The sequence below is a fragment of the Roseomonas gilardii subsp. gilardii genome (genome assembly GCF_023078375.1).
Lineage (GTDB): Bacteria > Pseudomonadota > Alphaproteobacteria > Acetobacterales > Acetobacteraceae > Roseomonas > Roseomonas gilardii.
Genome location: NZ_CP095554.1, coordinates 782,323 through 795,949, shown reverse-complemented (window position 1 = coordinate 795,949; position 13,627 = coordinate 782,323). Strand labels below are relative to the sequence as shown.

Annotated in this window: 13 protein-coding genes; 6 read left to right on the top strand and 7 right to left on the bottom strand. The window is 71.8% G+C overall.

Translation table 11 applies throughout. The features are described 5' to 3' along the window. Positions 1-56 precede the first annotated feature (56 nt). The 3 genes from MVG78_RS03730 to ribA all read right to left on the bottom strand — a co-directional run bounded on the left by MVG78_RS03730 (position 57) and on the right by ribA (position 2,418). Entirely contained in the window at positions 57-620 is a 564-nt protein-coding gene (locus MVG78_RS03730; RefSeq protein ID WP_247558304.1) for a Smr/MutS family protein, read from the bottom strand. A gap of 157 nt (positions 621-777) precedes the next feature. Beyond that, a complete protein-coding gene (locus tag MVG78_RS03725; protein WP_247560293.1) occupies positions 778-1,281 on the bottom strand; it encodes a L,D-transpeptidase family protein in 504 nt (167 codons plus the stop codon). Positions 1,282-1,320: 39 nt separating this feature from the next. Beyond that, positions 1,321-2,418, bottom strand: a complete 1,098-nt coding sequence (ribA, locus tag MVG78_RS03720) for a GTP cyclohydrolase II (RefSeq protein ID WP_345892856.1) — start codon at positions 2,416-2,418, stop codon at positions 1,321-1,323. Between the two features lie 323 nt (positions 2,419-2,741). Here ribA and MVG78_RS03715 point away from each other — a divergent pair, with 323 nt between their 5' ends. Continuing rightward, positions 2,742-3,458 (top strand): response regulator transcription factor, encoded by a 717-nt coding sequence (locus MVG78_RS03715; protein WP_019460976.1) that lies wholly within the window; start codon positions 2,742-2,744, stop codon positions 3,456-3,458. A 125-nt stretch (positions 3,459-3,583) separates the two neighbouring features. Here MVG78_RS03715 and MVG78_RS03710 read toward each other — a convergent pair whose 3' ends face one another. Further along, entirely contained in the window at positions 3,584-4,171 is a 588-nt protein-coding gene (locus MVG78_RS03710) for a malonic semialdehyde reductase (protein ID WP_247558300.1), read from the bottom strand. Between the two features lie 276 nt (positions 4,172-4,447). On the opposite strand from MVG78_RS03710, the gene MVG78_RS03705 reads away from it, so the two are divergent. Further along, positions 4,448-5,614: a glycosyltransferase family 2 protein gene (locus MVG78_RS03705; protein WP_247558298.1), complete on the top strand. Its 1,167-nt coding sequence runs from the start codon at positions 4,448-4,450 to the stop codon at positions 5,612-5,614. A 9-nt stretch (positions 5,615-5,623) separates the two neighbouring features. On the opposite strand, the gene MVG78_RS03700 is transcribed toward MVG78_RS03705, so the two are convergent. Next, the gene (locus MVG78_RS03700) at positions 5,624-7,222 is read right to left on the bottom strand and encodes an ABC transporter substrate-binding protein (protein WP_247558296.1); all 1,599 of its coding nucleotides are present in this window, start codon (positions 7,220-7,222) and stop codon (positions 5,624-5,626) included. A 238-nt stretch (positions 7,223-7,460) separates the two neighbouring features. Between MVG78_RS03700 and MVG78_RS03695 the strand changes: the two genes are divergently transcribed. Beyond that, positions 7,461-8,423: an aliphatic sulfonate ABC transporter substrate-binding protein gene (locus MVG78_RS03695; protein ID WP_247558294.1), complete on the top strand. Its 963-nt coding sequence runs from the start codon at positions 7,461-7,463 to the stop codon at positions 8,421-8,423. 39 nt (positions 8,424-8,462) lie between these two features. Continuing rightward, positions 8,463-9,620 (top strand): FMNH2-dependent alkanesulfonate monooxygenase, encoded by a 1,158-nt coding sequence (gene ssuD, locus MVG78_RS03690; protein WP_247558292.1) that lies wholly within the window; start codon positions 8,463-8,465, stop codon positions 9,618-9,620. 243 nt (positions 9,621-9,863) lie between these two features. Here ssuD and MVG78_RS03685 read toward each other — a convergent pair whose 3' ends face one another. Together MVG78_RS03685 and MVG78_RS03680 are read right to left on the bottom strand one after the other, a co-directional pair. Further along, positions 9,864-10,823 (bottom strand): bifunctional metallophosphatase/5'-nucleotidase, encoded by a 960-nt coding sequence (locus MVG78_RS03685; protein ID WP_247558290.1) that lies wholly within the window; start codon positions 10,821-10,823, stop codon positions 9,864-9,866. Next, positions 10,807-11,490, bottom strand: coding sequence for a metallophosphoesterase (locus MVG78_RS03680; protein WP_247558288.1), 684 nt, complete (start codon positions 11,488-11,490; stop codon positions 10,807-10,809). Before MVG78_RS03680 ends, MVG78_RS03685 begins: the two co-directional genes overlap by 17 nt. Before the next feature lie 211 nt (positions 11,491-11,701). Here MVG78_RS03680 and MVG78_RS03675 point away from each other — a divergent pair, with 211 nt between their 5' ends. Both MVG78_RS03675 and MVG78_RS03670 read left to right on the top strand, forming a co-directional pair. Next, positions 11,702-12,613, top strand: coding sequence for a sulfite exporter TauE/SafE family protein (locus MVG78_RS03675; protein WP_247558286.1), 912 nt, complete (start codon positions 11,702-11,704; stop codon positions 12,611-12,613). A 264-nt stretch (positions 12,614-12,877) separates the two neighbouring features. After that, entirely contained in the window at positions 12,878-13,519 is a 642-nt protein-coding gene (locus MVG78_RS03670; RefSeq protein WP_247558284.1) for a TIGR02186 family protein, read from the top strand. Positions 13,520-13,627 lie beyond the last annotated feature (108 nt).

The following is a 13,627-nucleotide window of genomic DNA, read 5'->3' as shown; positions in this document are numbered from 1 at the left end:
CGGAGGGGGACCGGGGGAGGCGGAGCCTCAGCCCGGGGCTGGCCACAGCAGCGGCGCTACCTGAATCCCCTCACCCGTTCCCGCCGCCGCAGCAGGAGATGCACGGCGCCGGTATTCGCCGCATGGGCATGGCTGATGCCGAGCAGCAGCGGCCTCAGGGGCGGCAGGTTCAGCCAGTGCGGCAGTTCCCGGCGCAGCACGCCCCCCTCGCCCGAGCCCTTGCCGGTGACGATGGCGACACAGCGCAGGTCGTCGGCATGCGCGGCCAGGATGAAGGACAGCACGGCGGCATGGGCGTCCTGCACCCGGCGCCCATGCAGGTCCAGCACCCGCTCGGGCTTGATGCGGCCCTTCCGGAGCTCCTTCCACCGCTTCGCGTCCAATCCCGGGCCGGGCTGGCCGATCTGCAGCTCCGGCATGGTCGGGCGCGCGGGCTTCGCGGCCGGCCTGGCGGCGGGTTCCGGAGGCGGCGCGGCGGCCGTTTCGGCCGGGGCGGGCGGTGACGCGGGTTCGGCCGGTGGCGGCGCGTGCCCGGGCAGGGCCGCGACATGGTTGATCGCGACCCAGGCCCGCCACAGGCGGCGGTCGGCATCGCTCAGCCCACGGGGGCGTCGGGCCATGGGCAGTTGCCAGCCATGAAAGACAGAGGGTTGAAAGGACAGGGGCCGCAGCGGCCGCCGGAACCCTGAATGGCCCCGAAACCGGCCCGGCGCAATCGCCCGCCGCAAGGACGTGATGCCGCCCGGGGGTTCAGGCGGCGGGCGAGAGGAGCATGGCTCAGCCGGGACGGACCTCGATCCCGGTCAGCCCCTTCGACAGCACGAAAAGCAGGTCGGGGAGGGGCAGGGCGACGCAGCCCTCGGTGGGCGCGAAGTTCGGCCGGGCGACATGCAGGAAGATGGCGCTGCCGCGCCCCCGCACCACCGGGTCGTCGTTCCAGCCCAGCACGCCGACCACGTCGTAAAGCCCGTCCTGCCGCCACAGTTCCTCGTGCCGGGCTGGATGCGGCAGGGCGACGGGCCGGTTGTAGTCCGCGTGCCCCGGATCGTCGCACCAGCCGTCCTGCGGCGCGATCGGCTCCACCGGCACGGCGCAGGCCGGCGGATGCAGCCGGTCGGCGCGGTAGAGGACACGGCGCAGCGGCAGGGGGCCGGCCGGCGTGGCGCCGTCGCCTTCCGCCTTGTCGGCGCGGATGCCGCCCTTGCCCAGGGCGCAGGGCCAGCGGTCGCGGCCGAGGATCAGATGGCCGGTGGTTCGGCCATCCGGCAGGACGAGGCCCATCACGTCGGGGGCATTCCTCAGATCGGTTGGTCGCGCCGGCTACTTCAGCAGATGGCCGAAGCGCAGCGCCTTGGTTTCCAGATAGCCGTCATTGACCCCATTGGCCACGAAGGCATGCCGCACCCGGTCCACCACCTCGATGCCGCAGGCGGCGAGGCCGGCGATCTTTTCCGGGTTGTTGGTCAGCAGCCGCACGCGGGGGATGTGCAGGGCCCGCAGCATCTCCGCCGCGACCAGGAAGTTCCGCTCGTCGGCGCCATAGCCCAGGGCCCGGTTGGCATCGAGCGTGTCGAGCCCGCCATCCTGCAGCGCATAGGCGCGCAGCTTGTTCACCAGCCCGATGCCGCGCCCTTCCTGGGCGAGGTAGAGCAGCACGCCGCTGCCTTCCGCCGCCATGCGGGCGATGGCGCCGCGCAGCTGTGGGCCGCAATCGCAGCGCAGGCTGCCGAGCAGGTCGCCGGTGAAGCATTCCGAATGCACCCGGGTCAGCGGCGCCCCGCCGCGGGCGGCCAGGGCCTCGGGCTCCCCCACCAGGATGGCGAGGTGCTCGATCCCTCCATCCGCCGGGCGAAAGGCGACGATCCGCGTCTCGGCCGAATCCTCCAGCGGCACGCGGGCCTCCGCCACGGGGGTCAGGGTGGTGGCGGCCGTCTCCGGATAGGCGACGACATCCGCCGCCGGCACCTCGAGCAGCCCGTCCGGCAGGGTCCGGCACGGCATGGCGAGCAGGGCGGGCAGCAGCCGCCCCAGCTTGGCCAGGGCCAGCGCGGCCCTGGCCAGCGGGGGCACCGGCACCGGCTCGGCCGGCATGGGCAGCAGGCGCTCCGCCGTCGGGTCCGCGAGGTGACGGAGAGCGGCCGGATTCATCAGGGCGGGCGAGGTCCGCAGGGCGACGGGCCCGGCCGCCAGGGCGGAACCGGAACCGCTGGCCAGGATGGCGGCGGCGCGCGTCGCCTCCAGCAACAGGACCGGCGGCTCCCCGCCCCCGGTCCGCTCCCCTGCCCGCTGGTCCGGCGCGAATTCCGTCAGGCCCCGGCCCGAGAGCGTTTCGGCCGCTCCGACCAGCAGGCCGTCTCCATCCGGCCCGCGCAGCAGGACGGGCGTCCCGCGCCGGAGCTCCCCCAGGGCACGGTGCACGCCGCGCAAAGCCTGGACGTGCAGAGCCGTGCCAGCCCCGCTCTCTGTGGCGGCGTCAGGGCGTCCCGGAGCAGGCCGGGGCAAGGGATCCATGGGTCTGTCGCTTCTCTTGTTCGGCCGGAATGAAAAGAGGACCTGATGCGGAATGGACACAGCGTGCCCGGGTGATGACAAAATGGCGGTCCTTGCGGTCTTGCCAATCTTCCAATAGCCACGAAATCGCGAGGCGAAGTCTTGCATGGCCGGTTCCCGGTCGGCACAATCCAGGAACGCTGCGGTTGTAGCATCTTGGGAATCTTGACAGTTGCGACAATGAGGATGGCATGTCCGGCCCCCGGCCTGTCCTGATCGTGGATGATGACCCGGCGCTGCGCGCCACCCTGAGCGAACAATTATCCCTCGACGGGGAGTTCGCGGTGCATGAGGCCGGGACGGCCGAGCAGGCGGAGCATGCCCTGCTGGAGCCCAGCGCGCGCTATGACGCGGTGCTGCTCGATATCGGCTTGCCGGATGGCAATGGCCGCGACCTCTGCGCCAAGCTGCGGCGTGATGGGGTGCGCGTGCCCATCATCATGCTGACCGGCGCGGACGGGGAGAGCGACGTGGTGCGCGGCCTGGATGCGGGGGCCAACGACTACATCGCGAAGCCCTTCCGGATCAACGAGTTGCTGGCCCGTCTCCGGGCCCAGCTCCGGGTCTTCGACAACAGCGAGGACGCGGTCTTTGTGGTCGGCCCCTATACCTTCCGCCCGGCCGCCAAGGTGCTGCAGGACACGGTGAAGAACCGCCGCATCCGGCTGACCGAGAAGGAATGCTCGATCCTGAAGTTCCTCTACCGCGCCGGCGGCCGTCCGGTGGCGCGGCAGGTGCTGCTGAACGAGGTCTGGGGCTACAACGCGGCGGTGACCACGCACACGCTGGAAACCCATATCTACCGCCTCCGCCAGAAGATCGAGCAGGACCCGGCCAATGCCTCCCTGCTGCTGACCGAGGGCGGCGGCTACCGCCTCGACCCGGCCGCGGGGCGCCTCGCGGCCTGATCCCGGGTGGGGGTGGCCGGAAGCCCGGCCATCCTGCCTCGGCCCCCTGCCCCGCCCGCCAGCCTCCAAGGGGCCAGTGGCGGAGCCGGGCGAGGGAAGGGCCGGACCCCTCCCCCGCCGCAGCATCAGGCGATGCGGCAGGCTTCCTCGAAGCTCAGGCGCGGCAGGCGCTCCCGCACCCCGGCGGGGTCGCCATAGCCCAGGTTCACCAGCATGTTGGACCTGATCCGCGTGCCGGCGAAGAAGGCTTCGTCCACCAGGGCGTTGTCGAAGCCGCTCATCGGCCCTGCATCCAGCCCGACGGCGCGCGCCGCCATGATCAGATAGGCGGCCTGGAGGCTGCCGTTGCGGAAGGCATTGACCTGCCGCACCTCGGGGTCCGCATACCAGGGGCGCGCATCCATGTGCGGGAACAGCTTCGGCAGTTGCTCGGTGAAGTCCAGGTCATAGGCGGCGATGGCCACGACCGGGGCGCTCATCGTCTTCTCCAGGTTGCCGCTCGAAAGGGCGGGGCGCAGCTTCTCCTTGCCTTCCGGGGAGGTGACGAAGACGAAGCGGGCGGGCGAGCTGTTGCCGGCGGTCGGCCCCAGCTTCAGCAGGTCATAGATCTCGCGCAGCTGCGCCTCGGAAACGGGGCGGTCCTGCCACTTGTTCTGCGAACGGGCGGCGCGGAAGAGCCGGTCCAGCGCGGCGGTGTCGATCGTATCGGGCATATGTCACTCCAGGGCAGGGCGACCGCCGGCAGGGACGGGCCGGGATCGCGCGATCGGGGCAGGTGGCCGGGCAACGGCGCTGCGGGATAGGTTAGGCTCCCTGTCCGGCCCGCGCCAATCACCCTGGCCCATGACCGCGATCCGCCCCGCGGCATGACCGCACCCGGGCCCCCTTCCGCAACGGCGGAAAGGCGCTTTCCGGCGCCTGTCGCATCGGTCATGAAACGCAGCGGAAAACCCGGGCGTTCCGCGCCCGCCACTGTCGGGGACCAACCCTTGCCTGCCTTCCGCGAGAGCCTGCGGCTTCGCCTGCCGCCCGGTCCGCCCCCTGCCGCCCTGGTCGCCATCCCGGCCCGCGACGAGGCCGAGGCCGTCCCCCTCTGTCTCGCCGCCCTGGCCGCCCAGTCTGTGCCCGGCGGCTCCCCGCTGGCCCCGGGGCGCTTCGGCGTGGTGCTGCTGGTCAACAACACCAGCGACGGCACCGCCGCCCTGGCGCGGGACATGGCGGGGCGCCTGCCCTTCCCGCTGCTAGTGCTGGAGGAAAGCCTGCCGCCCGAACTGGCCCATGCGGGCGAGGCACGGCGCCGTGCCATGGAAGCGGCCGCCCTCTGGCTGGAACGGGATGCCGTGCCGGGTGCCGTGCTGCTGACCACGGATGCCGATGGCCGCCCGGCGCGGGACTGGGTGGCGCGCAACCTCCTGGCGCTGGAGGCCGGGGCCGATGCGGTGCTGGGCCTGATCACCGTGGACCCGGAGGAGCATGAGCGCGCCCTCCCCGCCGCCCTGCGGCAGCGCAGCGCGGAGGAGGAGCGCTACGACGCCCTGCTGGTGGAGCTGGCAGCGCGGCTGGACCCCGACCCGGCCGATCCCTGGCCCCGGCACGACTGCGAATCGGGGGCCAGCATGGCGGTGACCCTGGCCGCCTATCGCCGCGCCGGCGGCCTGCCCTCCCAGGCGCTGGGCGAGGACCGGGCCTTCTGCGACGCGCTGCGGCGGATCGATGCGCGCCTGCGCCACGCGCCGGAGGTGGTGGTGGAGGTGTCCTGCCGCCTCCATGGCCGTGCCCAGGGGGGCATGGCGGATACGATGCGCTTCCTGATCGGCGCCACCGACGCCCCGATCGAGGGGCGGCTGGAACCGGCCCTGGACGCCGCCCGGCGCTACCGGCTGCGGGCACTGGCGCGGCGGTTGTTCCGCGCCCCGGTGGAGGACGCCGCGGTGGAGGCCGACGGATTCGGGCTGGAAGGCCCTGCCCTGGCGGCCCTGCTGGCGCAGCCGGATTTCGGCCGGGCCTGGGAGGCCGTGGCCGCGGCCAGCCCGGTGCTGCGGCACCGCACCCCGCTGGAGCGCCACGACCTCGCTCCGGAAACGCGGCGGGTGGAGGCCCTGCTCGCCCCGCTCCGGGCCGCCCCGGCGGAGGCGGCGGACCCGGATTCCCGGTGACGGCCGGCCTTATTTCTTCTCGACGTTCCAGAAGGTCAGCACCGGCCCCGGCACGAAGCCGGTGACATTGCTGCGGCGGGCATAGGGCTGGTCGAACTGGCCGAGCAGCCGGTAGGGCTGCACCTCCGTCAGCCGCTTGTGCAGGGCGACGACCGCCTTCTGCTGCGCCTCCGGCCCGATCGCCTCGACATAGGCGTTGCGCAGGCGCTCGGCCTCCGCGTCGCAGGGCCAGCCGGCCCAGGCGCGGTCGCAGGCCATGTTGGTGCCGATATTGGTGATCGGCGACTGCATGGTGGCGGCGGAGGCGAAGGTCACGAAGAGGTTCCAGCCACCCTGGTCCGGCGGATCCTTCTTCGGCTGGCGGGAGGTCACGGTGCCCCAGTCCTGGAACTGGACATCCACGTTCATCCCGCCTTCCTTGAGGTTGGCGGCGGCGACCTCGGCCATGCGGCCGATGGCGGGGATGTCGTTGGTGGTGATCAGCACCACCTTCTCCCCCTTGTAGCCGGCCTCGGCCAGGAGCTGCTTCGCCCGCGCGACGTTCGGCCTGGCATAGCCCTCGGAACCGGCCTCCGTGCCGTTCGGGCTGCCGCAGACGAAATAGCTGCCACAGGTCTTCCACCACTTCTCGTCGCCCACCCCGGCGGCCAGCGCGTCCTCCTGGTTCACCAGATAGGCCATGGCCAGCCGCGCCCGCGGATCGTTGAAGGGCGGGAAGAGGTGATTCGGCCGCAGCATCGCCTGGTTGGTGGTGTACTTGTCCACCACGATCCCCCGGGCGCCCTGCAGCATCGGCAGCAGGTCCTGCGCCGGCTGCTCCCAGACATCGATCTCGCCCGTCTGCAGGGCCGAGGCCGCCGTGGCCGGGTCGGGCATGATGTGCCACTCGACGCGGTCCACCTTCACCACCCTTCCGCCGGCCAGCCCGTCCGGCGGCTCGGCGCGCGGCACATAGTCCGGATTGCGGTCGTAGACGACCAGCGCGCCGGGCCGCCACGCCTCCTTGTTGAAGCGGAAGGGGCCGGAGCCGATGGCGGTGGTGACCGGCGTGGTGGGGTCGGTCTTCGCATCCGCCTCCCGCATGATCGCGGGGATCTGCCCGACCGCGGAGCCCAGCATGAAGGGCACGCTGCCGGTCGGCTTGTTCAGCTTCAGCGTGAAGCTGCGGTCGTCCACCACCTCCAGCGAGGCGGTGTACTCGCGCAGCTTGGCGCCGGCCGTGTCGCGCGTCATCCAGCGGTTCAGCGAGGCCACCACGTCGCGCGAGGTCACCGGCTGCCCATCATGGAACTTCAGCCCGTCGCGGAGATGGAAGCTCCAGGTCAGGTTGTCCGCCGAGGTCTCGAACCGGTCCACCATCTGCGGCTTCGGCTGGAGCTGCGAATCCCAGGAGAAGAGGGTCTCGTAGATCATCGTCCCGTGGATGCGGGTGATGAGGATCGAGGCCACCACCGGGTCCAGCGTGCGCAGGTCGGCATGCGGCGCCACGCGCAGCACCTTGTCGGACGCGCCCTGGGCTCCCCCGGTTTGGGCATCGGCGGGAAAGGCCAGGGAAAGGGCCAGGGGCGCTGCGGCCAGCAGGGCGGCGGCACGGCGGGAAAGGGTCATCGGCGGGGTCCAGGCGGTTCGTCCAGCGGTGCGAGTGCATCACCCGCCCGCCCCGCTGTCCATGACCGCGGCGTCATCCGTTGCGAAAGATGGAGATGTTTATTCTCCCAGCCGGCGAAAGATTGCACGAATTGACTACGTGCATAAAATTGACCAACGTTCCGACCGCGTGCTTCATCGGCGGCAGAAACGGGCGCGGCCTGACAGGCCACCCCGGCGTTCCGACAAGGGTTCCGCCATGCAGCCGACACGCCGCCATACGCTTCTTTCCCTGGCCGCGCTCGGCTGCGCGGGCCTGGCCGCCCTGCCACGCCATGCCCAGGCCGCGCCGCCCGCCGGATTCCATATCGGCTACCAGAAGATCGGCCTCCTCGTCGTCGCGCGGCAACAGCACCTGATCGAGCAGCGGCTGGCCGAGCCGAGGATTCCCGTTACCTGGTCCGAATTCGCCGCCGGGCCGCCGCTGCTGGAGGCGCTGAACGCCGGCAGCATCGATTTCGGCTATACCGGCGACGCGCCGCCGATCTTCGCGCAATCCGCCGGGGCCGAGCTGGTCTATGTCGCCGCCACCCCGCCCACCCGGCTGGGCGAGGCCATCATTGTGCGCGAATCCTCGCCGATCCGCTCGCTGGCGGAGCTGAAGGGCCGGCGCGTCGGCTTCACGCGCGGTTCCAGCTCGCACAACCTCACCGTCGCGGCGCTGGAGAAGGCCGGTCTCGCCTATGGCGACATCACCCCGGTGCTGCTGCCGCCGGCGGATGCGGCGGCCGCCTTCGGGCGCGGCGACATCGATGCCTGGACGATCTGGGACCCCTTCCTGGCCCTGGCCCAGGCGCGCGAGCCTGTCCGCATCCTCGCCAGCGCGGCGGATGTGGCGCCGGCCCATTCCTTCCTGCTGGCCCGCCGCGCCTTCGCCGAGGCATACCCGCAGGTGATCGTGCAGGCGCTGGAAGGGCTGAAGCAGGCCGCCGCCTGGGCCGAGGCCAACCGGGGCCAGGTGGCCGCCGCCCTCGCCGAGATCACCGGCGTCGAGATCAAGGCCCAGACCGTGGCCGCCGAGCGCACCGATTTCGGCATCCTGCCGCTGAGCGACGAGATCGTGGCGAAGCAGCAGGCCACCGCCGACCGCTTCCTCCGGCTCGGCCTGATCCGCCGCCCGATCCAGATCCGCGACGCGGTCTGGACGCCGCCCCGCGCCTGATCCCGCCTCCCGGCCAGCCCTTTCCGAAGAATCCCACGCATGACCGACACGCCGATCCGCTTCTTCTGGTTCATCCCCACCCATGGCGACGGGAGCTATCTGGGCTCCGAGGCCCAGCAGCGGCCGCCCGAATTCCGCTATTTCCGCGAGGTCGCCCAGGCCGTGGACCGGCTGGGCTATGAAGGCGTGCTGCTGCCCACCGGCCAGAACTGCGAGGATAGCTGGATCACCGCCGCCGGCCTCGCCCCTGCCACGGAGCGGCTGAAGTTCCTCGTCGCGCTGCGCCCGGGCGTCACCACCCCGGCCTTCGCCGCGCGCCAGACCGCGGCGCTGGACCGGCTGACCGACGGGCGCCTGCTGCTCAACGTCGTGGTGGGCGGCAATCCGCGCGAACTGGCGGCGGATGGCGTCTTCCTGCCGCATGACGAGCGCTATGCCCAGGCCGCCGAGTTCCTGCGCATCTGGCGCGGGCTGCTCTCCGGCGAGCGGGTGAACCATGACAGCCGGTACTTCCGCATGGAGGACGGGCATCTCGACCTGACGGCGTTGCAGGAGCCGCATCCGCCGCTCTGGTTCGGCGGCTCCTCCGAGGCCGGGCAGGAGCTCGCGGCCGAGCAGGTCGAGACCTATCTCACCTGGGGCGAGCCGGTGGCCCAGGTGGCGGAGAAGGTGGAGGCCGTGCGCCGCCGCGCCGCGCTGCGCGGCCGCAAGCTCCGCTTCGGCATCCGCCTGCACTTCATCGTGCGCGAGACCGAGGAGGAGGCGTGGAAGGCGGCGGAGAAGCTGATCTCCCGCGTGTCTGACAAGGCCATCGAGGTGGCGCAGCAGCGCTTCCTGAAGGAAATGGACAGCGTCGGCCAGCGCCGCATGGCCGAGCTCCATGGCGGCCGCCGCGACCGCCTCGTGGTCGCCCCCAACCTCTGGGCCGGCGTCGGCCTGATCCGCGGCGGCGCCGGCACCGCTCTGGTCGGCACCCCCGCCCAGGTCGCCCAGCGCCTGCGCGAATACCAGGAGATCGGCATCGAGACGGTGATCGGCTCCGGCTACCCGCACCTGGAAGAAGCCTACCGCGTCGCCGAACTCCTCTTCCCCGCCCTGGGCATCCAAAACCACCGCCAGCGCCGGGCGCACGCCTCCGTCAGCAGCGAATTCGCCACCGCCGAGGCCGCCGAACACGCCCGCGTCGCGGCGTCCTGAGAAGTTCAAGCGTGGCGCTCCGGGAGGCTCTGCCTCCCGGACCCTCCGCTCAGGGGGATAGTATCCCCCGAGACCCCGCCATGAGCGCTCCGCGAGGAGGGGGAACAGGACACCGGTCGCCAGATGGCGCAACGGCGGTCGAAGCCCCTTCCTCGCGGAGCGCTCATAGGGTTCCAAGGGACTAACGTCCCTTGGCGGGGTGTCCAGAGGGGCAGAGCCCCTCTGGCCCCGGCCCGATCCTCTTCAGGTCCCGCGGGCGAGGCGGCCGTCGATGCCGGGGAGGGGTTTGCCGGCGGAGAGGTAGTCGATCAGGGAATCCTCCAGCGGCGCGCCGTTGTCGTAGTGGTCGAGCGCCTTGTCGCGGAAGCTGTCGTAGCCGTCGCCGCCCTGGCGCATGAAGTTGTTGGTGACGATGCGGTAGACCTTCTCGGGGTCGTAGGGCTTGCCGCCGATCTCCAGGCTCACGATGCGGTCGCCGGGCGGGCGCTGGATGTTCCAGACCACGCGCATCCCGGCCACCTGCGGGAAGCGGCCGATGCTTTCCGGGGCGCGGGAGAGGCCGTTCTCCAGCGCCGCCTTGATGTCCGCCCCCTTCAGCGTGGCGGTGGCGAGCGTGTTGTTGAAGGGCAGCATGGCCAGGATGTCGCCCATGGTCACCATGCCTTCCACCAGCCCGGTGCGCATGCCGCCGCCATTGGTGATGGCGGCATCGGCCTTCGGCACGGCGGCCAGCATGGCCTCGGCCATCAGATTGCCCAGGGCGCATTCGCTGGTGCGGCAGCTCTCGTTGCTCAGCGTCACCGGCATCGTCGTGACCGGCTTGCGGCGCAGCTCCTCCAGCGGCCGGGCATAGGTGGCGACGATGGCGGCGACCGCCGGATCGGGGGCGACGTCCATGGTCAGCTCCCGCATCAGCCCGCGATGCGACAGCACCCGGCCCTCGGGCGAGAGGTCGAGGTCCAGCCGACCGAGATAGCGGCTGTAGCACCCCGCCTGCACGATGCGGACGAGGCCCGAGGGGCCCTGCTCCATCACCGGGTCCGGCCCCTCCGCCCCTTCCAGCCCATTGGCCAGCAGCGTGTGCGAATGGCCGCCGACGATCAGGTCGATGCCCGCCACCTCGCGCGCCAGCTTGCGGTCGGCCTCCAGGCCCAGATGCGACAGCACCAGCACCGTGGCGGCGCCCTCACTCCCCCTGGGCACGGAGCTGCGACAGCACGCGCTCCATCGCCGCCGCCGGGTCGCCGAAGCGGACCGTGGGGCCGGCGGAGGAGGTGATCGCCGTTTCCTGTGTGGTGAGGCCGACCACAGCCACCTTGCGCCCGCCGGCTTCCAGCATGGTCCAGGGGATCACGCGGTCGCGCAGCGCGGGTTCGTCGGCGAGGTCGAGATTGGCCGAGACGATGGGAAAGGGCAGCCGCTCCAGATAGCGCGCGAGATTGGCCGGGCCGTTGTCGAATTCGTGGTTGCCCAGGGTCATGGCCTGGACGCCGTTGGCCACCTGCACCGCCGCCTCGGCCGCGCCGCGGTGGAGGGTGTAGAACAGCGTGCCGGTGAACTCGTCCCCCGCATCGAGCGTCAGCGGCGCGTAGCCATCGGCCGTGGCGGCGGCCCGGGCCTCGCGGATCGCGGTGGCCAGGCGCGCGGCGCCGCCAAAGCATGTCTTGCCCTCCCGGCAGGCGGCGCCGCCCGCCACGATCGGGTCGTGGTGCGAATGGAAGTCGTTGAAGTGCACGATGGAGACGCGCCCGGTGGGCTCCGCCTGCGCGCGCCGGATGGCCGGAAGAGCCAGCATGGGCAGGGTCAGGGCGGGCAGGACCAGCGAGGCGCCGAGCAGGCGGCGTCGGGACAGGGAGAAGGTGTCGGGCACCGGGGAAGCCTCCAGGCCGCGAGCCACCGCGGCTGATTTGCCGATCCTTAGCCGAAAACCCGCCACGATTCGAAGCTTGGATCAGCAAGCCACAGGGGACAGGATTCGATCCGGCCCCCGTTGCCGCGTGTCAACCAGACCGCGCTTATGGGCTATGGGTTCGGGGCGAGGCCCCGGGCGGGAATATGGTGCGGGGGGCACGGGGAATCGGATGCAGGTCTATCTGCCGATCGCCGAGATGTCGGTGGATGCGCTTCTGTTGCTGGGGATCGGCGGCGGCGTCGGCTTCCTGTCGGGGCTGTTCGGCGTCGGCGGCGGATTCCTGCTGACGCCGATCCTGATCCTGATCGGCATCCCTTCCTCCGTCGCCGTCGCCTCCGGCGCCAACCAGACGCTCGGCGCCTCCGTTTCCGGGCTGATCGCGCAATGGCGGCGCGGCAATGTCGATATCCGCATGGGGCTGGTGCTGCTGGCGGGCGGCCTCACCGGCTCGACGCTCGGCACGCAGCTCTTCGTGCTGCTGCGCCGGATGGGCCAGGCCGATCTGGTCGTGTCGCTCTTCTACATCGTCGTGCTGGGCTCGGTCGGCGCGCTGATGGTGCGCGAGAGCGTGCGCGCCATCCTGCGCCGCCGCGCCGGCATCGCGCCGAAGCGGCTGCACCAGCATTCCTGGGCGCATGGGCTGCCGCTCAAGATCCGCTTCCGCAAGTCGCGCCTCTACATGTCCGCCATCCCGCCCTTCGCCGTGGGGATGGGCATCGGCCTGCTCTCGGCCATCATGGGCGTGGGCGGCGGCTTCATGCTGGTGCCGGCGATGATCTACCTGCTCGGCATCCCGACCTCCGTCACCATCGGCACCTCGCTCTTCCAGGTCACCTTCGTCACCGCCAGCGTGACGCTGCTGCAGGCGTTGCAGACGGGTTCGGTGGATATCGTGCTGACGCTGCTGCTGCTGCTGGGCGGCGTGGCCGGGGCGCAGTTCGGCGCCGCCTGGGGCAACCGGCTGCGGGGGGAGGAGATGCGGGCCCTGCTGGGCTCGCTGGTGCTGACGGTGGCGCTCAGCCTGCTGTGGGAACTGCTGCGGACCCCTGACAGCCTTTACGCCATCGGTCCCGTGCGATGAGACCCGGCGGACGGGGAAGGATGGCCCGGAGGCCGGGTCCGCCGGCGGCGCGCGCGCCGTGAGGTTGCCCGGCCCGGATCGGAACAGGCAGCCTGGGCGCCCGGGCTGGCTGGCCAGGGGCTTCGCTCCGGCGGCCTTGCTGCTGCTCGCCCTCCTGCCGGGCCGGCTGCCCGCCCAGCCGGCGCCGCCCCTGCCCCCGCCGCCGCCGGCGCCCCCTCCCTCCAGGGCGCGCCGGCCCTCGTCACCCAGCTCGGCCAGCCCAGCGTGGAGGTCACCACCGCCTTCTCCGGCACCGACGTGCTGGTCTTCGGGGCCACGGAACGTCCCATCGGCCCCGCGGGCGACAATGTCATCGTGGTGGGACAGGGCCCGGCGCAGTCGCAGGTCGTCCGCCGCCGGACCCGCGTGCTCGGCGCCTGGGTCAATGGCAGCTCCGCCCGCTTCGACGACGTACCCTCCTGGTACGCGCTCGCTGGCACGCAGCCGCTCCGGAGCCTGCTGGGACAGGATGAGCGCCGCGCCCTGCAACTCGGCCTGAATGCCCTGGCCCGCCGCGCCCAGGGCAGCAGCGACCCGGATTTCCGGCAGGCGCTGGTGGACCGCAAGGTGGCCGCCGATCTCTGGCAGGAGGACAAGGCGCCGGTCGAGGTGTCCGGCGGCCGGCTCTTCCACGCCCGGCTGTCGCTGCCCTCCATCGTGCCGCCCGGGGACTATTTCGTGCAGGTGCTGCTGGTGCGCGAAGGACGCGTTGTGGCGCGGCAGGAACTCCCCTTCGAGGTGCGGCGCGTCGGCACCGCGGCCGAGATCACCACCGTCTCCCACGAACAGCCCCTTCTCTACGGCCTGGCCTGCATCGCCCTCGCCGCCTTCGCGGGCTGGGTCGGCAGCATCCTGTTCCGGCGCTGACCTTGCCCCCTCCCCGGGGGGACAAGGCTCCGCCTTTTCCCCCGGGGGCCAGCCCCGAAGCGCGACGCCACCCGCCAAGGAGGATGCACCGGCCCGCCCCCGGCGCTA

What these genes read in the sequence shown, in the direction of transcription:
- MVG78_RS03715 (WP_019460976.1), top strand. Translation starts at nt 2,742, where the DNA reads ATGTCCGGCCCCCGGCCTGTCCTGATCGTGGATGATGACCCGGCGCTG.
- MVG78_RS03695 (WP_247558294.1), top strand. Translation starts at nt 7,461, where the DNA reads ATGCAGCCGACACGCCGCCATACGCTTCTTTCCCTGGCCGCGCTCGGC.
- MVG78_RS03710 (WP_247558300.1), bottom strand. Translation starts at nt 4,171, where the DNA reads ATGCCCGATACGATCGACACCGCCGCGCTGGACCGGCTCTTCCGCGCC.
- MVG78_RS03730 (WP_247558304.1), bottom strand. Translation starts at nt 620, where the DNA reads ATGGCCCGACGCCCCCGTGGGCTGAGCGATGCCGACCGCCGCCTGTGG.
- MVG78_RS03725 (WP_247560293.1), bottom strand. Translation starts at nt 1,281, where the DNA reads ATGGGCCTCGTCCTGCCGGATGGCCGAACCACCGGCCATCTGATCCTC.
- ssuD (WP_247558292.1), top strand. Translation starts at nt 8,463, where the DNA reads ATGACCGACACGCCGATCCGCTTCTTCTGGTTCATCCCCACCCATGGC.
- MVG78_RS03675 (WP_247558286.1), top strand. Translation starts at nt 11,702, where the DNA reads ATGCAGGTCTATCTGCCGATCGCCGAGATGTCGGTGGATGCGCTTCTG.
- MVG78_RS03700 (WP_247558296.1), bottom strand. Translation starts at nt 7,222, where the DNA reads ATGACCCTTTCCCGCCGTGCCGCCGCCCTGCTGGCCGCAGCGCCCCTG.